At 73.1% G+C, this 18305-nt stretch carries 17 protein-coding genes; 11 read left to right on the forward strand and 6 right to left on the reverse strand.

Features of this window, described 5'->3' with window-relative positions; genetic code table 11:
* Positions 1–744 carry a permease gene (locus ACPC54_RS25040; RefSeq protein ID WP_498967837.1) on the forward strand — a complete coding sequence of 248 codons (744 nt, stop codon included), beginning with the start codon at positions 1–3 and terminating at the stop codon, positions 742–744.
* A complete protein-coding gene (locus tag ACPC54_RS25045; protein ID WP_498967839.1) occupies positions 741–1544 on the forward strand; it encodes a polysaccharide deacetylase family protein in 804 nt (267 codons plus the stop codon). Before ACPC54_RS25040 ends, ACPC54_RS25045 begins: the two co-directional genes overlap by 4 nt.
* 130 nt (positions 1545–1674) lie before the next feature.
* Here ACPC54_RS25045 and ACPC54_RS25050 read toward each other — a convergent pair whose 3' ends face one another.
* Genes ACPC54_RS25050 through ACPC54_RS25070 form a run of 5 tightly spaced genes read right to left on the reverse strand, consistent with a single transcriptional unit; the run spans position 1675 to position 5782 of the window.
* Positions 1675–2169: a Fur family transcriptional regulator gene (locus ACPC54_RS25050; RefSeq protein WP_498967841.1), complete on the reverse strand. Its 495-nt coding sequence runs from the start codon at positions 2167–2169 to the stop codon at positions 1675–1677.
* A gap of 28 nt (positions 2170–2197) precedes the next feature.
* Positions 2198–3034, reverse strand: coding sequence for a metal ABC transporter permease (locus ACPC54_RS25055; protein ID WP_498967843.1), 837 nt, complete (start codon positions 3032–3034; stop codon positions 2198–2200).
* Positions 3031–3933, reverse strand: coding sequence for a metal ABC transporter permease (locus tag ACPC54_RS25060; protein ID WP_498967845.1), 903 nt, complete (start codon positions 3931–3933; stop codon positions 3031–3033). The genes ACPC54_RS25055 and ACPC54_RS25060 overlap by 4 nt, the downstream gene beginning before the upstream one ends.
* Positions 3933–4817, reverse strand: coding sequence for a metal ABC transporter ATP-binding protein (locus tag ACPC54_RS25065; RefSeq protein WP_498967846.1), 885 nt, complete (start codon positions 4815–4817; stop codon positions 3933–3935). Before ACPC54_RS25065 ends, ACPC54_RS25060 begins: the two co-directional genes overlap by 1 nt.
* On the reverse strand, positions 4814–5782 hold the full coding sequence (locus ACPC54_RS25070) for a metal ABC transporter solute-binding protein, Zn/Mn family (protein WP_498967848.1): 969 nt from the start codon (positions 5780–5782) through the stop codon (positions 4814–4816). The genes ACPC54_RS25065 and ACPC54_RS25070 overlap by 4 nt, the downstream gene beginning before the upstream one ends.
* Before the next feature lie 136 nt (positions 5783–5918).
* Between ACPC54_RS25070 and ACPC54_RS25075 the strand changes: the two genes are divergently transcribed.
* Both ACPC54_RS25075 and ACPC54_RS25080 read left to right on the forward strand, forming a co-directional pair.
* Positions 5919–6125 carry an ABC transporter ATPase/permease gene (locus ACPC54_RS25075; RefSeq protein WP_498967849.1) on the forward strand — a complete coding sequence of 69 codons (207 nt, stop codon included), beginning with the start codon at positions 5919–5921 and terminating at the stop codon, positions 6123–6125.
* A complete protein-coding gene (locus tag ACPC54_RS25080) occupies positions 6122–7918 on the forward strand; it encodes an ABC transporter ATP-binding protein (protein WP_498967851.1) in 1797 nt (598 codons plus the stop codon). Before ACPC54_RS25075 ends, ACPC54_RS25080 begins: the two co-directional genes overlap by 4 nt.
* Before the next feature lie 121 nt (positions 7919–8039).
* On the opposite strand, the gene ACPC54_RS25085 is transcribed toward ACPC54_RS25080, so the two are convergent.
* Complete coding sequence (locus tag ACPC54_RS25085; RefSeq protein ID WP_498967852.1) at positions 8040–8219, reverse strand: hypothetical protein; 180 nt, start codon at positions 8217–8219, stop codon at positions 8040–8042.
* Positions 8220–8456: 237 nt separating this feature from the next.
* On the opposite strand from ACPC54_RS25085, the gene ACPC54_RS25090 reads away from it, so the two are divergent.
* From ACPC54_RS25090 to ACPC54_RS25120, 7 genes are all read left to right on the forward strand, one after another.
* Positions 8457–11054: an aldehyde dehydrogenase family protein gene (locus ACPC54_RS25090; RefSeq protein WP_498967981.1), complete on the forward strand. Its 2598-nt coding sequence runs from the start codon at positions 8457–8459 to the stop codon at positions 11052–11054.
* Positions 11055–11064: 10 nt separating this feature from the next.
* Positions 11065–12738 (forward strand): thiamine pyrophosphate-binding protein, encoded by a 1674-nt coding sequence (locus ACPC54_RS25095; protein ID WP_498967853.1) that lies wholly within the window; start codon positions 11065–11067, stop codon positions 12736–12738.
* Positions 12735–14015 carry a beta-ketoacyl-ACP synthase II gene (gene fabF / locus ACPC54_RS25100; RefSeq protein WP_498967855.1) on the forward strand — a complete coding sequence of 427 codons (1281 nt, stop codon included), beginning with the start codon at positions 12735–12737 and terminating at the stop codon, positions 14013–14015. Before ACPC54_RS25095 ends, fabF begins: the two co-directional genes overlap by 4 nt.
* 10 nt (positions 14016–14025) lie before the next feature.
* On the forward strand, positions 14026–15930 hold the full coding sequence (locus ACPC54_RS25105; protein ID WP_498967856.1) for a condensation domain-containing protein: 1905 nt from the start codon (positions 14026–14028) through the stop codon (positions 15928–15930).
* A complete protein-coding gene (locus ACPC54_RS25110; protein ID WP_188306964.1) occupies positions 15927–17174 on the forward strand; it encodes an aminotransferase class I/II-fold pyridoxal phosphate-dependent enzyme in 1248 nt (415 codons plus the stop codon). Before ACPC54_RS25105 ends, ACPC54_RS25110 begins: the two co-directional genes overlap by 4 nt.
* Positions 17175–17259: 85 nt before the next feature.
* Complete coding sequence (locus ACPC54_RS25115) at positions 17260–17508, forward strand: acyl carrier protein (RefSeq protein ID WP_498967982.1); 249 nt, start codon at positions 17260–17262, stop codon at positions 17506–17508.
* Between the two features lie 11 nt (positions 17509–17519).
* Positions 17520–18281: an SDR family NAD(P)-dependent oxidoreductase gene (locus tag ACPC54_RS25120; RefSeq protein ID WP_498967859.1), complete on the forward strand. Its 762-nt coding sequence runs from the start codon at positions 17520–17522 to the stop codon at positions 18279–18281.
* Positions 18282–18305: the final 24 nt, after the last annotated feature.

Genomic DNA, 18305 nt, shown 5'->3' on the forward strand with positions numbered 1-18305 from the left:
ATGGCTGACCAGACCGCCGTCGAGGCCCGGCCGCACCCGGCCGCGGGCCCCACCGGCCGTGCCCGCCGTCGGATCGGTTCGCTTGAGGTGCTGGTCGCCGGCATCCTGACGGTGTTGGTCGGGCGCCGCGTCCTGGGTGACTGGAAGGGTCCGACCTGGCTGGAGGCGTGGGGCGCGGTCTTCGTCGCCGTCTGCGTGCAGGCGCTGCCGTTCCTGCTGCTCGGTGTGGTGCTGTCGGCGGCGATCGCCGCGTTCGTCCCGGCCCGGCTGCTGGAGCGGGCGTTGCCGCGCAACCCGCTGCTCGCCGTGCCGATCGCCGGCGCGGCCGGGGTCGTGCTGCCGGGCTGCGAGTGCGCCTCCGTGCGGGTGGCCGAGCGGCTGATCGCGCGTGGGGTGGCTCCGGCCGCCGCGCTGGCGTTCCTGCTCTCCTCGCCGGCCGTCAACCCGGTGGTCCTGGTGGCCACCGCCGTCGCCTTCCGCGGGCAGCCCGAGCTGGTGGCGGCGCGCTTCCTCGCCTCCCTCGCGACCGCGGTGGTCATGGGGTTGCTCTGGGCGCGGTTCGGCCGCCCGGAGTGGCTCAAGCCGCGGGTGCCGTCGAGCGATCGGAGCGGCTGGGCGGCCTTCCGCGGCTCCCTCGAACACGACTTCCTGCACGCCGGCGGCTTCCTGGTGATCGGCGGGATGACGGCGGCCACCTGTTCTCCCGCGCCCGCACGGCGGCCAAGGCGAACGGCGCCGAGGTGACCTTCTTCGTGCGCGGCATCGACCTGCTCCCCGCCACGAAGCGCTGGCAGTACCAGCCGCCGCAGCACGATATCGGCACCGCCGCCGTCCCCTTCCCCACCGACGCCCAGGTCCGCGCGACCCTCCAACAGCTGGGCCGGGCCTGGCTGGACGGCGACGAGATCGCCGACGGCTTCATCGGCCAGTTCTGCGGCCCGAAGGGCGCCCGGGACTGGTCGACCGCCGACTGGCGGAGCGAGATCGGCCAGGGCTACTCGATGGTCAACTTCTGGAAGACCGGAACGGGCTTCACCGACCTGCCCCCGCTGCCCTTCGACTACCAGACCGAGCTGGCCGGCGGCCGCGCCCCGTGCCTGGAGGGCCGACCGAACCTGGTCCCCGCCGAGAAGGACGCCGGCTGGCGCTACGACGCCGGCTCGCCCGGCGACACCCAGCACTGGCCGACGCAGACCGACGGCATCTGGGACTTCCCGCTCCAGCGCATCCCCGACGCCTCCGGTACGCATGAGGTGCTCTCCGCCGACCAGACGCGGCAGACGTACCTGAACGCCTTCGAACACGTCTACAACGGCAGCCGCGCCCCCCTGGTCGTCGACACCGACCTCGCTCCCGGGCACCCTTCCCGGCTCCAGGAGACCGAGGCGACGATGAAGGACCTCTGCCACCGCGGCGGTGTCCGCTGCGTCTCCTTCCGCCAACTCGCCGACTGGCTCGACGCTCAGGACCCGGCCGTCCTGAACCACCTCCGCGCTCTCGCCCCGCTCGCCGCACCCGACTGGACCGCCGTCGTCGGGCCGTAGTGCCGAGCCCTGCCGCCCGGTTCGCACCGGGCCGCTCGGCCGCGCGCGGGTGAGCGACCGCACCTCGACCAGCTCCCGTCAACGACACGTGACTTCGGCGAGCTCACCGCACGGTCGGACGCGTGACGCGTCAGCCGGCCGTTCCGGCGGTGGTGCGGCAGGCGGTGCAGGTGCCGGTGAGTTCCACGGTGTGGTGGACGTCGGCGAAGCCGGAGGTCTCGGCGATGCGGTCGGCCCAGGTCTCGACGGCGGTGGAGTCGACCGGCCGGCTCAGCCCGCATACGCGGCAGATCAGGTAGTGCTGGTGGTCGGTGCCCGGCCGGTAGCGGAAGAGCCGTTCGCCGTTGGTGTCGCGCACGACGTCGGCTCGGCCGACGGCGGCGAGCGCGGTCAAGGTGCGGTAGACGGTGCTGAGACCGACCCGGGAACCGGTGGCGAGCAGGCCGGCGTGCAGGAGTTGGGCGCTGACGAAGTCCTCGCAGCCCGCCAGCGCCCGCAGGACCTCCGCGCGCTGCGGAGTCAGGCGGCCGAGCCCGTCGCCCCTGAGCTGGTCAACCATGGTGGTGCGCCGGTCGGAGGCCCGTTGGAAGGCCTCCGTCAGCGCGCTGGTCCTCACCTCGGTCACGGTTTCACCCCCGGTTGTCGCGGCGCGATCAGGTGGTCGCCGGCTGGGCGGCGCGGGACGGGCGGACGAGGAAGGTGGCGGCGTAGACGGCGCTGGCGGTGGCCATGATGGAGAAGCTCGGTGGCAGCTTGGGCGCTGCCGCGCTCAGCAGCAGCCCGCCCCACATCTCCGCCACCGCGAGTGCGGCGGACAGCGCGAGCGCGCGGAACGGCCGGTCGGTGAGCCGGACGGCGGCGCCGGCCGGGGCGGCGAGCAGGCCGAGCAGCAGCAGCGAACCGACGGCCTGGGTGGCCTCGCCGGCGGTCGCGCCGACCAGGGCGAGGAAGGCGAAGCCGAGCAGCCGTACCGGCACCCCGCGGGCGGCGGCGACGGCCTCGTCCAGAGTGGCGAACAGCAGCGGTCGGGCGATCAGGAGCACGAGCAGGCAGATCGCCCCCGCGACGGCGACGGCAGTCGTGGTCTGGTTGCCGTGCAGGCCGAAGATCGAGCCGAACAGCACGCTGGTGCCCGCGCCGCCCTGGGCGCCGCTGCGGGAGGTGGTGTAGACGGTCAGGAAGAAGGCGCCCAGCCCGAGGATCCAGGCGAAGACGCTGCCGATCACCACGTCGTCCGCACGCCCCTTGCGACCGAGCCCGCCGATCAGCAGCCCGACGCCGATGGTGGCGGCGAACAGGCCGAGCCGAAGGTCGTAGCCGCCGGCCAGGGCGGCCATCGCGCCGGTGAACGCGACGTGGCTGAGCGCGTCGCCGGTGAAGATCTGCGCGCGCAGCACCAGGAAGTAGCCCACCAGGCCGCAGGCCAGGGCGATGAACGTCCCGGCGAGCAGGGCGTGTTGGAAGAACGCCTGACTGATGACCCCGGTCATGCCGAGCCTCCGATCGCGAGCGGCGCACGCCCCCGTGCGACGGCGTCGCGGGCGAAGCGGTAGAGGTGCGCGAGGACGTACCCGGCGAAGGCGAAGCCGGTGACGAAGAAGCCGAGCGGGTACGGCTGGTAGTACGCGGCGATCAGCCCGGTCCAGCACGCCGCCAGGGCGATCAGCACGGACAGCAGCAGGCTCGACCCCGGCCGGGCGGTGAGCTGTTGAGCGGTCGCGGCCGGGATCACCATCAGGGCGAAGACCAGCAGCGTGCCGGTGATCTGACTCGCCTCGGCCGTCGCCGCACCCAGCAGCACGAGGAACAGCACACCCAGGGCCCGTACGGGTACGCCGCGTCCGGCCGCCACCTCCGGGTCGACCGAGGCGAACAGCAGGGGCCGTCCGATCACCGCCAGCACGCCGAGGACCACCGCGCCGACCACGGCGAGGATCACGACCTGGCCGGTGGTGATGCCCAGGAAGCTGCCGAACAACAGCGCCGTCGGCCCCTCCAGCAGGCCCTTGTACAGGCTGATGAAGAGGTACCCGCAGGCCAGCGCGAACGCCTGCACCGTACCGGTGACGGCGGACTCCTCCGACCCGCTGCGCCGCAGGGCGGCGATCACGAGTGCGGCGGCGATACAGAACCCGAAGTAGCCGAGCGTGGTGGAGAAGCCGGCCAGCACGGCCAGCGACGCTCCGGGGAAGGCCGCGACGGAGAGGGTGTGCCCGGCGAAGGTCTGGCGGCGCAGGACCATGAACCAGCCGACGACCGCGCACACCACGGCCACGACCAGGCCGGCGCGGAAGGCGTTCACCATGAAGTCGTAGGACCACATGTCCTGGAAGTCGGCGATCAGGTCCCAGCCGAAGGCCGGCGAGGTCGCGTCGGATGCCAGCAGCATCAGGAGCCTCCGTGCGGGTGCCGGTCGGTGTGGACGGCCGGGGCCTCGGGCTGGCCGACGACCACCAGCCGCCCGTCCGACGTCTGCAGCACCTCGACGGCCGTGCGGTACAGGCGGGTCAGCGTCTGGGAGGTGATCACCTCGGCCGGAGTGCCGGAGACGGCACCGCCCTCGGCGATGTAGACCACCCGGTCCAGGTGGTGGAGGATCGGGTTGACGTCGTGGGCGACCATCAGCACCGACACGCCCTCCTGGTGGCAGATCCGCCCCAGCAGAGCCGCGATCGCGGCCTGGTTGGGCAGGTCCAGGCTGTCCAGCGGCTCGTCCAGCAGCAGCACGCGCGGGCGGCGGACCAGTGCCTGGGCGATCAGCAGCCGCTGCTGCTCGCCGCCCGAGCACTGCCCGATCGGCCGGTGCGCGTAGGCGGTGGCGCCGACCAACTCGACGGCCTGCTCGACCCGTTGGCGCGCGGCCAGGCGCTTGGCACGGTTCAGGAACGGGACGGGGATCCCCCACTGATCCCCGTCCAGCCCCAGCCGCACCACGTTGATGCCGCGGATGCGTACGCTCGCGTCGAAGTTGCGGCGTTGCGGCAGGTAGCCGACTGCCGCGTTGCGCTCGCCGGGCGCCGCGCCGAGCACCCGCACCTCTCCGGCCGCCGCCGGGAGGATGCCCAGCAGGACCTTGACCATGGTCGACTTCCCGACCCCGTTGGGGCCGAGGACGGCGGTGAACTCCCCGGCCCCCACGGTCAGATCGACACCCGACCACAGGGTCCGTCCGCCCACGCGCACGGCGGCCCCGCGCAGCGACAGCACCGGCTCTCCGCCGGGAGCGGTGCGTTCCATCTCCGTACGGACCTTCTCGGCCGGGTGGATGCTCACTTGCCCGTCGCCTGCTTCAGCGCGTCGGCGATGCCCTGGAGCTGCTGGGTCTGCCAGTCCTGGAAGGTGGCGTTCGCCGGGGCGAGGGTCTCGGTCACCTGGGCGACCGGGATGCCCTGCGCCTTGGCCGCGTTGACCTGGGCGACCACGTCGGGGTTGGAGTTCTGGCTGTTGTAGACGTAGATCTTGATCTGCTTGCCGGAGATCTGCTGGTCGATGGTGGCCTTGTCGGCGGCGGTCGGGTCGGTGCCCTCGCTCTCCGCGTCCAGGAACGTCTCCGGGGTGAGCATCTTCAGGCCGACGCTCTCGGCGAGCGGGGTGACGATCGACTCCGAGGCCCCGATCGGGGTACCGGCGTACTTGGCCTTGATGTCGGCTTCGAGCTGGGTGTACCTGGCCAGCGTCTGGGTGGTGAAGGTCTGCTTCTGGGTGTCGAAGTAGGCCGCGTCGGCCGGGTCCATCTTCTTGTAGTCGGCGGTGATCCGGTCGATCACCTTGGTGACGCTCTCCGCCGAGTACCACTGGTGCGGGTTGTCGCCCTCCTTCTTGCCCAGCAGGTCGCCGACCTTCAGCGCGGTCCGGCCGGACGCCGGGTTCGCGGACAGCAGCTTGTCCGACCAGGCGTCGTAGCCGATCCCGTTGCTGATCACATAGTCCGCGCCCGCGACCGTACGGCCGTCGGCGGCGGTCGGCTCGTAGGAGTGCGGGTCGGTGTCCGGGTTGGTGATCACGCTGGTCACCTTCACGTGGTCACCGCCGAGCTGGGTGGCTATCGAGCCCCAGAAGTTCTCCGCCGCGACGACCTGGATCACCTTCGAGCTGCCGCCGGCGCTGCTGGATCCCGAGGAGGTGGCGGTCTTCGCCGGTGAGGAGGTCGAGCAGGCGGCGGTCGCGGCGAGCGCGGCCACGGCGGCGGCGCCGAGGACGGCTCTGAGGGGCTTGCGGCGGGACTGGGCGGTGCTCATGGCGGGCTACTCCTCGCATACCTGCCGGCCCTGCCCCGTGGACAGGGTCCAGCGCCGGTGGACGCCACTCAGCCTAGATAAAAACGATTTTCATAACCAGGCCTGCCGGGCCCGAGATGGAAATCATTGCCAAAGCTTGGCGAACGGCGAACCCGACGCCGTACTGGACCGCGGCCGGATCGTCGAACGCGGCCGGCACGCCGACCTGCTGGCGGCCGACGGCCGCTACGCCGGGCTCTGGGCCGGCCACGACCGGGCGGCCGGCTGGGGGCTGTCCGGCCACGCCGCCGGCGACCACGGCTCCAACGGCCCCCGCACCACCGGAAAGGAGGCCGTCCGATGAGGCGGATCCTGCGTCTGATGCTCACCGCGGCCGGCCCGTACGCGCCGCAGTTCCGCCGCACCCTGCGGATCTCGGTCGCGGCGAGCCTGGTCCAGACGGCGGCGTACGCGAGCTTCGTACCGCTGCTCGCCGAGCTCACCCATGAGCCGGTGGACACCGGCCGGGCCTGGCTCTGGACCGGGGTGCTCGCCGGCCTGGTGGTGCTCGAAGGAGCCCTGCGGGTCCGGGAGCTGGGCTTCACGTACGGTTACTGGCACCTGGTCACCGAGGCCACCAGGCTGCGGCTGGGCGAGCGGCTTCGGGCGATCCCGCAGCAGGAGCTGGCCCGCCGGGCGGCCGGCGACCTGACCTCGGTGGTCGGCGCCAACGCGACCGCCGCGGCCACCGCCGTCTCCACGCTGTCCACCCTGTTCGTCCAGCTGGTGACCGTCCCGGTGGTCCTCGGTCTGGTGGTCGCCCTGCTGGACTGGCGGCTCGGGCTGGTGCTCGCGGCGGCCGTGGGCGCGGCGCTACCGCTGGTCCGCCGGGTGCAGAGCTCGTCCAACGCCGGCTTCCACGCGGTGGACGAGGCCGACGCGCGCACGGCCGGCCGGATCGTCGAGTACGTGCAGGGCCAGCCGGTGTTCCGGGCCACCGGGCAGTCCGGCGCCGGCTCGCCCCGGCTGAAGGAGGTGCTCGCCCACCAGCACCACACCCAGTCGGCCGCGAACCGCTCGGCCGCCGTGCCCCTGGCCGCCGCCCAACTCCTGGTCCGGCTGGCCCTGGTGGCGCTGGTCGCGGTCGGCGCCGCGCTGGTACTCGACGCCCGTCTGTCCCCGGGGCTGCTGGTCGCCGTCGTGGTGACCGCCGCACGGTTCGCCGAGCCGCTGAGCATGGCGGCCGTGATGACCAAGCTGTTCGAGATGTCCGAAGCCGCACTGGCCCGGGTGGACGAGGTCCTCCAACTGCCGTCCCTGCCGGTCGACCCGGGCGGCGCCGAACCCAAGGACTTCGAACTCCGCTTCGAGCAGGTCACCTTCGGATACGACGGGCAGGACCGGCCCACCCTGCGGGACTTCGACCTCACCGTGCCCGAGCACAGCCTGACCGCACTGGTCGGGCCGTCCGGCTCGGGCAAGACCACCGTCACCCGGCTCATGGCCCGCTACGCCGACCCGCAGCACGGCACCGTCCGCCTCGGCGGCGTGGACCTGCGCACGCTGGAGCCGGACGAACTGCTGCGCCACATCGCCGTGGTCTTCCAGGACGTGCACCTCTTCGACGACACCATCCGGGCCAACATCGCGATGGCCCGGCCGGACGCCACCGACGAGGAGATCGAGGCGGCGGCCCGCGCCGCCAACGTGCACGAGTTCGTGGACCGGCTGCCGCAGCGGTACGAGACCCGGGTCGGCGAGATCGGCTCGGCCCTCTCGGGCGGCGAGCGCCAGCGCATCTCGATCGCCCGGGCGATCCTCAAGGACGCGCCCGTGGTCCTGCTCGACGAACCCACGGCGGCGCTGGACAGCGAGTCGGAGCTGGTGGTCCAACAGGCCGTGGAGCGCCTGGTGGCCGGCCGGACCGTGGTGGTCATCGCCCACCGCCTGTCCACGGTGGTCGGCGCCGACCAGATCGTGGTCGTCGACGCGGGCCAGGTCACCCAGCGCGGCACCCACGCCGAACTGCTCGGCGAGCCCGGCGGCCGGTACGCCCGGATGTGGGCGGCCCAGCAGGCGGCTCGCCATTGGCAGCTGCCTGGCGCCGAGATCCCGTCGGCGAGCGACCCCGCCGGCTCGCACCCGGCCACCGACTGACGGGCCGTCACCCGACCGCTGGCACCCGACCCGCATCTGTCGAGCATGCACACGACACCTGGATGAAACCGACTATCGCCGCTACTCTGGCGACCACACACGCGTTTCTGACGGTGAGCATTCAGGTCTTGCCGCGCGCCTGCGGCGAACGGACCGAGGGGCGGTCGCCATGGTGGACACGAGTCTCGACGACGTCCGACAACCAGCCCTCACCACCCGCACCCGAAGCCGACAGCAAGCCAAGATCGTGCCGGCCGGACAGCACCCTCGCGCCGGACGCCCCGAAGACCTGAGCAACCACCCATTCAATTATCGGATCAAATGAATTCTATTGAGGAAATCCCACTCCTCACATTTCCCTTCCGCCACTTCGCACACAGTTATCCCGTACACGCAGTGGTATTTTCTCGCACCCCTCGACACCGTTCCCCGGGTGTGCGATAGTCACCTCGAACCGCCTGGTATTGAGGAGTGCACGGTGCCCGTTTCCAGGAGATTGATCTCGCCCGAGGGGCGCATCTGGGAGACCGACGAAATCGTGTCCCGGATATTCGGTGCCACCGAATCCCTTTCCCGCCGCGGTGTCGGACCCGGCTCACGGGTGATGATGAGCGGGGCCAATTCCCTGGAATGGGTCGTCGTTCTGCTCGCACTCGTCCACCTCGACGCCTCGGTGGTCCTGGCCGATCACCGGGCCGCACCGGCCCAGCGGTCGCGGATCCGCGCCCAGGCGCGCGTGGTGCTCGACGTCGGCGAGGGTGAGGGCGACACCGCGGCGCCGCTCGGCAGGTCGGACCCGACGGCCGGGCCGGATCTCGCGCGCTGGGCCCGGCGCCGGGACGCCGCGATCTCGTGGTCGTCGGGCACGACGGGCAGCCCCAAAGGCATCGTCCGCTCCGGCCGTTCGATCCTGGACAACCTCGCGCTCAGTGCGGAGCGCATGGGGTACCGACCGGACGAGGTCTTCCTGCCCGTCCTGCCGTACTCCCACCAGTACGGCCTGTCGCTGGTGCTCTGCTGGTGGCTGGGCGGCGGCACGCTGGTGGTCCACGGGCCGACGACGCGGCTGGACCGGGCGTTCGCGGTCGGCGTCGAGCACGGCCTCTCCGTCGTCGACGGGGCGCCGTCGACCTACTACAGCCTGCTCAACCTGCTCGACCGCCGCCCCGCCCTCGCGGACGCGCTGGGGGCGGTACGGGCCTGGTGCGTGGGCGGCGCGCCGCTGGGGCGCGCGCTGGCCGCCCGGTTCCACGCCCGCACCGGGCGGCACCTGCTCGACGGGTACGGGGCGACCGAGGTGGGGAACATCGCGCTCGCACCGCCCGGCGATCCGGTCGGCTGCGGCACGCCCCTGCCCGGGGTGGTCGTCGAGGTCCACGACGACCGGGGCCGGCCGCTTCCCCCCGGCCGAGTCGGCGAACTCGTGGTCCGCAGCGACGGGTTGATGACCGGCCGGCTCGGCGAGGACGGCGAGATCGTCCCGGTGTCGAGCCCCGTGCACCGCACCGGCGACATCGGCCTGCTCGACGGCGCCGGCCGGGTCTTCCCGATCGGGCGCAAGCACGCCGTGCACCGCGACGGTCACACCCTCTACCCCGACCAGCTCGCCGAACAGGCCGGGGAGGCCGGCGCACAGACGCAGGTCGTCGCCGTCCCCGACGCACGCCTGGGCAGCCGCCTGGTGTTCGTGATCGCGGACCCGGACGGGCACGAACCCGCGTACTGGAAACGACTGTTGCGCCCCGCGCTCGCCCGCTACGAGCAGCCCGACCACATCCTCGTGCTGCCCTCGCTGCCCCTCACGAACACCGGAAAGCCCGACCGGGCCGCCCTGGAGACCATCGCCATGACCTCGCTCTCCGCCTCGAACCGCACGCCCCCCGACGTCACCGCGTCCGCCTCGACCGTCGACGCGACGGGCTACCGCGCCCCCTTCGCCGACCGGGTCGGCGCGCTGCGCGCGGTGCGCCGGTACGTGGCCGACCACGAGGACGAGGTGCTGAGGATCCTCACCGAGACCTCGCCCCTCCACACCGCCGAGGCGGAGATCCGTTCGTTCCTCGCCACCCTGGACGGGGCGGAGGAGGAGATCCGCCGGGTCCGGCCCTGCCACGTGCCCCGGACCGCGGTCTTCATGCCCTCCAACATTCCGCTCTATTCCTACGCGCTCTACATGCTCATAGCCTCGCTTTACAGCGAGAGAATCACCTTTCGCCCGTCCTCCGAGACGAAAAGCCAGATGCAACGCCTGCACGATCTGCTGGCATCGGTGCACGGCCTGCCGATCGACCTTTCCGAGCTGAGCCAGCGAAAATTCGTGACGGGACCGGTGCGCGAAGCGGACCTGATCGTCTTCACCGGCGACTACGCCAATGCCGAGACCATCCGCGAAGGGCTGGCAGAGGACCAGCTCTTCCTGTTCTTCGGCCACGGCATCAACCCCTTCGTGATCGCACCCGACGCCGACTTCACCCGCGCCGTGCACGACCTCACGAGGATCCGGCTCTACAACTCGGGCCAGGACTGCTTCGGTCCCGACGTCGTGTTCACGCCGAAGCGCCGCACCGAGGAATTCGTCGACCTGCTGTCCGCCAAGCTGACCTCGCTGCGCTTCGGGCAGAACGGCGACCCCGTCGCCGACTACGGCCCGATCTTCTCCGACTCGGCGCTGGTGAACTGCTCGGACTACCTGGTACGGCACACCCACCGCATTCGGCACGGCGGGCGCCTCGACCTGCCGTCCCGCAGGATCGAGCCGACCGTGCTGCTGTGGGGCTTCCACGACAAGATCCCGCTCGCCGAGATGTTCGCCCCGGTGTTCAACGTCGTGGCCTACCCCAGCGCGCGGCTGCTGCGGGAACGGCTGGAGACCCCCTACTTCAGCGAGCGCGCGCTGGGAGCGATGCTCTACGGGAACGACCCGGAGACGGTGGACGTCCTGGCCAAGCGGCACCGGATCTGCGTCAACCACACGCTGCTCGACGCCGAGGACGGCAACCGCCCGTTCGGCGGGTTCGGGATCAGGGCGAACTACGTCTCCTACGGCGGCGAGCGGCACGCCGAACCACTGCTCATGTCGCAGGCCGTGGCGCGGAACCTGCCGACTGCCGCCCCTGCCGCGGCGATCGGGGACTGAGGTGAGCAAGATGAGCGAGCGGTACCCCGACGCGTGGTCCGCGATCGTCGACCTGCTGGTGGCGAACGGCGTGGACACCTGCTTCGGACTCCCCGGCGACGACCTGGAGTTGCTCCGCGCCCTCGACGCCGCCGGCCTCGACCTCGTCCCCTGCCGTGATCAGCGCAACGCGATGTACATGGCGACCGGCTACGCGCTGCAGTCCGGTCGGCCCGCCGTCTGCGCACTCGGCAAGGGCCCGGCCGTCACCCACGCCGCCACGGGCCTGCTGGAGGCGCGGGAGTCCGGCGCGCCGGTGCTCGTGCTGGCCGCCGGTGGGCCCGAACGCCGCCGGGGCAGCGGCGGCTTCCAGGAACTCGACCAGGTCGCCGTCACCGCACCGCTCGTGCGGTGGGCCCACCGGGTCGGGCATCCGGACCGGGTCGTCCCCGCGACGGTGACGGCGCTGACCCGAGCCGTCGGCCCGCCGCCCGGGCCGGTCTACCTGGAGATCCCCGACGACGTCCGCACGGCGGAGATCACCGTCACCGGGCCGCCGCCGACGCTGCCCGAACCGCTGCTCCCCGACTCCGTGCCCGTGGCGCCGGGACGGGCCCTGGCGGCGATCCGCCGGAGCCGGCGTCCGGTGCTGCTGGTGGGCGGCGGGATGCGGCACCGCAACGGCGGTGGCGTGGTCGAGCGCTTCGCCGAACGCCTCGGCGCGGCAGTCTTCACCACCGCCTCCGGCCGCGGTGCCGTCGACGAGCACCACCCGCTGTTCTGCGGCCTGGCCGGCCTCTACGCCGCCGCTCCCGCCCGCGCGTTGTGGTCCTCCTGCGACCTGGTGGTGTCCCTCGCCGGGCGCCTGGAGGAGACGGTCGTCGACGGCGGCACACCCTGGCCGCCGGTCCCGGTGGTACAGGTCAACGTGGATCCGGCCGGGCTGTCCGCCGAGTTCGCCGGCCCGCGCGTGCTCGGCGACGCCCGGCACGCCGTGCTCGGCTGGTCGCGGGCGCTGGACGAGGACGGCCGGGCCACCGAGCAGTGGGGGAAGCGGATCGCCGACGCCCGTACGGCCATGTCGCTGGCGGTGGAGGCCGAACTGGCCCGCGCGGCGGCGCTGCCGGGGATCCGGATCGCCGAGCTGCTCGCCGCACTCGACGCCACCTCCGGCGAACTCCGCGTCCTGGTGCAGGAGAACGGGCTGCAGGACATGTGGTCCTACGGCTTCCCGTTCCACGTCGGCGGCGGGTCCGTCGTGCCGTCCGAGCAGACCCCGCTGGGTTTCGGCGCGGCCGCGGCCATCGGGGTCAAGCGGGCCGCCCCGGACCACGAGGTCACCGCGTTCGTCGGGGACGGGGCGTTCCTCGCGGCCCGCGCGGACATCGCCGTCACCGCCGCGGCCCACGGCGGCGTGCTGTACGTGGTGTTGTGCAACGGCGGCTACGGCTGGCTGGACGCCCAACGTTCCCGCCTCGGGCTCGACGCCGAACGCCACCCCTTCACCCGCCCCGGCGCGCCGCCGCCCGCCGTGGACGGGCCGGACCTCCACTACCGGGTGCTGCGCGACAAGACCGCGCTGACCGGGGAGATCCACGCCGCACGAAAGTTCTGCGCCCAGGGCGGCACCGCCGTGCTGATGGTGCCGGTCGCACCCGACGACATCCTGCCGGCCCTCCGCGACGCCGAGGTGGTTCCCCAGTGACGGACGTGAGGAAGGAGCGGAGCGGCGTCGGGCGCAGCCCGTCCCGGCGCCGGGTGGTGGTCACCGGGTACGGCGCGGTGACGCCGCTCGGCCACAGCGTCGACGAGACGTGGACGGCGCTGCTGGCCGGGCGCAGCGGCATCGCCACCGTGGACGCGATCGCCGTGCCCGGTCTGGACGTCCGGATCGGCGGACAGGTCCGCGGCTTCGCGCCCGGCCGCTACATGCCGCCGACGGTCAGCCGCCGCGCCGACCCGTACGCGCAGTACGCCCTCGCCGCGGCGCTGGAGGCGTGCGCGCACGCCGGGCTCGTCGTCGACGACGGCCTGGCGCCGCGGGTCGCCGTGGTCATCGGCAGCGGCTACGGCCCGGTCGGCTCGATCTACCGCGCCGCGAACACGCTGCGCGACCGGGGGCCGCGGGGCATCAGCCCGTTCACCCAGGTCACCACCGCCATGGACAGCGCCGCCTGCGAGATCAGCATGCGGCTCGGCACCCAGGGGCCCAGCCGGGCACAGAGCACGGCGTGCGCCAGCGGCGCGGACGCGGTCGGCGCGGGGATGCGCATGATCGGCCACGGGGAGGCCGACATCGTCCTCGCCGGCGGCGCCGACGCCTGCGTCACCACCGTCGACCTCGCGGGCAGCGGCAACGCCCGCGCGCTGTCCAGGCGAAACGACGAACCGGCCGCGGCGTGCCGGCCGTTCGACGCGCGGCGGGACGGGTTCGTGATGAGCGAGGGAGCCGCCGTGGTGGTGTTGGAGGCCGCCGAGGTGGCCGAGCGGCGAGGAGCGACGGCGCTGGCCGAACTCGCGGGCTACGGGGCGAGTTCCGACGCCCATCACTGGACCGCCCCGCACCCCGCGGGCCGGGGCGCGTGCCTCGCCGTCGAGGCGGCGCTGCGCGACGCGGGCATCACGGGAGCGGACGTGGACTACGTCAACGCTCACGGCACCGGAACGCTGCTGAACGACGCCACCGAGGCGGCCGTCCTGCGCAAGGTGCTGGGCGACCGTGTCACCCGGATCCCGGTCAGCTCCACCAAGTCGATGACCGGGCACATGATCGGCGCCGCCGGAGCGGTCGAGCTCGTGGTGTCGATCCAGGCCCTCCGCACGGGCGACGTCCCGCCGACCGTCAACTGCGACGACCCCATCGACCCGGACATCAACTTCGTCCCGCACCGGGCGCAGCACCACGAGCGGATGCGGATCGCGCTCAGCAACTCGTTCGGCTTCGGCGGCCACAATGCCGCCCTCGTGGTCCGAGCCGTGTGAGGCGGCGGCCGTGAACCACGTCCCGGAGCCGAGTTCGCGCCCCGCCACCGCCATCCGCAGCGGACCGCTGACCTGGGTCCAGCAGTGGCACTGGTTCGAACGCACCATCCCCCCGTCGCGTCGGGTCAACCCGACACCGCTCGCCGACCACTGCCACGTCCCGCCCCCGGCGACCGTCGCCGACGTCCACGCGGCGCTCGCCTCCCTCACCGCCCGCCACGAGGCGCTGCGCAGCACCGTCGACCCGCTCCGTCCGGTCCAGCACGTCCACCGCGCGGACTGGGCGCCACTGCCGGTCGACCGGCTCGACGTCCCCGTCGTCGACGCCGGCACCCTGGCGGCCGCCACCGCGGCGCTGGCCGCTCGTCCGATCGATCCCGAGCGGAATCCACCCTGGTTCGCCAGGGTGCTGCTCGAAGCGGGGAAGCCGCGCGCGGTCCTGATGGCCGCCCACCACGTGCTGATCGACGGTTGGGCGCTGGCGGTGGTGCTCGGCCAGCTGCACGAGCGGCTGCGCGGTACCGGCGCACCGGCGAACACCGGCGTGCACCCGCTCGACACGGTCGCCGCCCAGTCCCCGGACCGGGCCCGCGCGGCGGAGCGCGAGTGGCTCGTGCGGCTCGCGCGCAACCCGACCGGCGTGCTGGCGCCGTTCGGCGGGGCCGGCCGCGGTTCAGGGCGCCACCGCCTCCAGCACCGCTCGGTGGCCGCGTACCACGACCTCGTCCGCGTCGCCCGGCGCCATCGGGCCAGCCCGGAGGTCGTCGTGCTCGCCGCGCTGGCCCACGACGTCGCCACCCGTACCGGCGAACACCGGTTCCTCGCCTCGGTGGTGGTGTCCAACCGGGTCCGGGCCGCCGATCGGCACAGCGTCGGTGTCCGGGCCCTGACGGTGCCGGTGCAGATCGCCCTGCGCCCGGGCGCGGCGTTCGGTGCGGTGATCGCCTCGGTCGCCGCCGCCTCCGCCGCGGGCTACCGGCACGGTCACTGGCGCCCCGCCGAACTGGTCGCCGCCCAGGCGCGGTTGGACCGTCGCCGCGGCGTCGTGTCCGTGCCCGCCATCGAGTACAACTGCTACTCGTGGCCGCGTGACTACCTGGTCCCCGGGCTGAGCGCGCCGTCAGACGGCTGGATCAGCAGCGCGCCCGACGAGCCCTGCGACACGCTCTACGTCGATCTCGCCCTCGACGGGGGCGCCGTCACCCTCGACGTCATGGTCGGGGACCACCTGCTGGACGCCGGGCAGGCCGCCGCGCTGCCCGTCCGGGTGTGCGCTCTCCTGCGCGCGGTCGCAGACGGTGCCGAGTGCCCGGTCCCGGCGGGCCCGCCCGCACCGGCGGCCGCCGGCTGGTGGCGCGCCCCGCAGGGGTGGGTGCGCCCGGCCGTGGTCGAGGAGGTGGTGCGCGGCCATCCCGGCGTGCTCGACGTGACGGTGGCGCCCGGCGGGGACGGCGACGAGCCGCACCTCGTCGCCCGCGCTCGCACCGACCGCGGTGTCACCCCCGCCGACCTGCACCGCCACGTCCTGGACCACCTGGACGAGGTACCCGGCCTGATCGCCCCGGGCCGCTACCTGCTGTCGACGGCCGACCGGTCCGCCACCACCGACACGGGCACGCCGCGGATCCCTGCGCGCCCGCCCGCGACGGGCGCCGAACGGGCCCTGGCCGCCGCCGTGGCCACCGTCGCACCGAGCAGTTCGGTCGGCCCCGACGCCGTGGACCTGAACCGCTGCCTCGCCGACCACGGAGTGACCCTGGTCGGCGTCCCCCGGCTGCTGGCGCTGCTCCACCGGTCCGGCTTCACCGGGATCGCCTCGGACGAGCTGGCCGGCCGGGCCTCGCTCGGGCGGCTCGCCACAGCCCTGGAGCCCTTGCCACCCCGCGCCCACCGTGGAGGAGAGACCCCGCCATGACCAGGCCCCGCGCCGCCGCGCCCTCCGCCGACCGCCTGGCCCCGTGGGCCTTCGACGCCTTCGTCGAGGCGAACACCCACGACACGGCGTACCGCCCGCCGGTGGTGGACGGCCCGGTCGGGCCGACCATCGTCCGCAACGGCCGCGAGCTGGTGAACTTCGCCAGCATCAGCTTCCTCGACCTGGACCGCCACGTCCCGGTGCGGCGGCACTTCGCGGAGGGGGCGCTCGCCCACGGGCTGAGCACCAGCGGGTCCAGGATGACCCAGGGGATCTGCCGCCCGCACCAGGTGCTGGAGGAGACGATCGCCCGCCACACCGGCAAGGAACGGGCCATCAGCTTCGCCACCGGGCTGCTGGCCAACATCGGGTTCGTCCACGCGATGAGCAGTTCCGCACACTTCGACACCGGGATCGAGGTGCGCAACCGCGACACCGTCTTCGTCGTCGACCGTGACGTCCACTGGAGCATCTGGAAGGGCCTCCAGGGGCTCGGCTTCGGCCGCACCGTCCACGCGTTCCGGCACAACGACGTCGGGGACCTGGCCCGCATCCTGGACCGGGTCCGCGCCCGTAAGACCGTGGTGATCGCGGAGAGCATCTACTCGGCCGACGGCACCATGGGGCCGATCGTGGAGATCCTCGACGAGTGCGACCGGCACGGCGCCGTCAGCATGATCGACGACGCGAACGGCTTCATGGTCTACGGGCCGGAGAACCGTCCCTACGCCCGGGAGGCGGCCGCGATCCGGGAGCGGGCCGACTTCGTCATGGTGTCCCTGTCGAAGGCCGTCGGCCTGGAGGGCGGCGCGATCGCCGGGCCGGCGGCGGCCATCGACGCCTTCGAACTGCTCTCCGGCACCTCGATGTTCACCGCCGCCATCCAGCCGCCGACCGCCTACACCGCCGAGCGCACGATCGCCGTCCTCGCCGACAACCCCGGGATCGTCGACGACTACCTGGCGCACGCCGCCCGCCTGCGCCGGCAGATGCGCGAGGCCGGCACGCCGACGACGCCGACCGAGTCGTACATGCTCTCGGTGCCGGTCGGCAACGACGCCGCCGCCCTGCAGATGCGGGAGTGGTTCGTCGAGGACGGCTACCTCGTCCCGGTCTTCTCCTACCCGGCCGTCTCCCGCAACCAGGCCCTGCTGCGACTGTTCCCGCACGCGGGCCACACCGAGGAGCAGCTGGACGGCTTCCTGCGCACCCTCCTCACCTACCGGCGGCGCCTCGGGCTCTGACGTCCCCACCGACACCCGCCAACCGACCTGCAGAGCACACCCGGTGGCCGGCTCGCCCCGGCCCCGTCCCAAGAGGGAGGAACCCCTGGTGGACACCACCGACATCCTCAACACCGTCGTCGCGATCGTCGAGGAGGTCCTCGGCGTCGCCCCCGCCGAGGTGAGCGCCGAGACGTCGTTCACCGACGACCTCGACGTCGACTCCCTGGCGATGGTGGAGATCACCGTGGCCGTCGAGGACAGGTTCGAGCTGACGATCCCCGACGACCGGACCGCGGAGCTGCGGACCGTCGGCGACATGGTCGACTACCTCGCCGACCAGCGGCGACCGTAGGCCGGGCGGCCGTGAGCGTCCTCGACCGCTTCCGGCTGGACGGTCGCGTCGCCGTGGTCACCGGCGCCTCCTCCGGGCTGGGTGTCGCCTTCGCCACCGCGCTGGCCGAGGCCGGCGCCGACGTGGTGCTCGGGGCGCGGCGCGCCGACCGGCTGGAAGCCGTGCGCACGGCCGTCGAGCAGCTCGGCCGCCGGGCCGTCGCCGTGCGCACCGACGTCGCCGAGCCGGCGGACTGCTGCGCACTGGTCGACGCGGCCGTGCGCGCGTTCGGGCGGGTGGACATCCTGGTCAACAACGCCGGGATCAGCCGGGAACAGCCCGCGACGGAGGAGACGCCGGAGCAGTTCCGCGAGGTCATCGACACCAATCTGCACGGCTGTTACTGGATGGCCCAGGCCGCGAGCCGGGTGATGCCGCCCGGCGGTGCCATCGTCAACGTGTCGAGCATCCTCGCGCTGGTCACCGGCGGCCTGCCACAGGCCGCCTACTCGGCGTCGAAGGCCGGGCTGCTCGGGCTCACCCGCGACCTCGCCCAGCAGTGGACCCCCGGCCGGGGCATCCGCGTGAACGCCCTCGCGCCGGGCCTCTTCCCCTCCGCGATGACCGACGGCTACGCCGAGGGCTACCTGGAGGCGATGATGCCGCGGGTGCTCTCGGGCCGGATCGGGCGGCCGGAGGAACTGGCCGCGGCCCTGGTCTTCCTCGTCTCCGACGCCGCGTCCTACATCACCGGCGCCACCCTGACGGTCGACGGGGGCACCCACATCGCCTAGCCACAGCCGGCGCGCCCGGTCCGA

It is taken from the genome of Kitasatospora sp. NPDC094028 (assembly GCF_049543595.1).
Taxonomy (GTDB): Bacteria; Actinomycetota; Actinomycetes; order Streptomycetales; family Streptomycetaceae; genus Kitasatospora.

Excerpts from the sequence above, each read along its gene's own strand:
- ACPC54_RS25110 (WP_188306964.1), top strand. The coding sequence starts at position 15,927 with ATGACCAGGCCCCGCGCCGCCGCGCCCTCCGCCGACCGCCTGGCCCCG.
- ACPC54_RS25055 (WP_498967843.1), bottom strand. The coding sequence starts at position 3,034 with ATGACCGGGGTCATCAGTCAGGCGTTCTTCCAACACGCCCTGCTCGCC.
- ACPC54_RS25040 (WP_498967837.1), top strand. The coding sequence starts at position 1 with ATGGCTGACCAGACCGCCGTCGAGGCCCGGCCGCACCCGGCCGCGGGC.
- ACPC54_RS25095 (WP_498967853.1), top strand. The coding sequence starts at position 11,065 with ATGAGCGAGCGGTACCCCGACGCGTGGTCCGCGATCGTCGACCTGCTG.
- ACPC54_RS25080 (WP_498967851.1), top strand. The coding sequence starts at position 6,122 with ATGAGGCGGATCCTGCGTCTGATGCTCACCGCGGCCGGCCCGTACGCG.
- ACPC54_RS25070 (WP_498967848.1), bottom strand. The coding sequence starts at position 5,782 with ATGAGCACCGCCCAGTCCCGCCGCAAGCCCCTCAGAGCCGTCCTCGGC.
- ACPC54_RS25060 (WP_498967845.1), bottom strand. The coding sequence starts at position 3,933 with ATGCTGCTGGCATCCGACGCGACCTCGCCGGCCTTCGGCTGGGACCTG.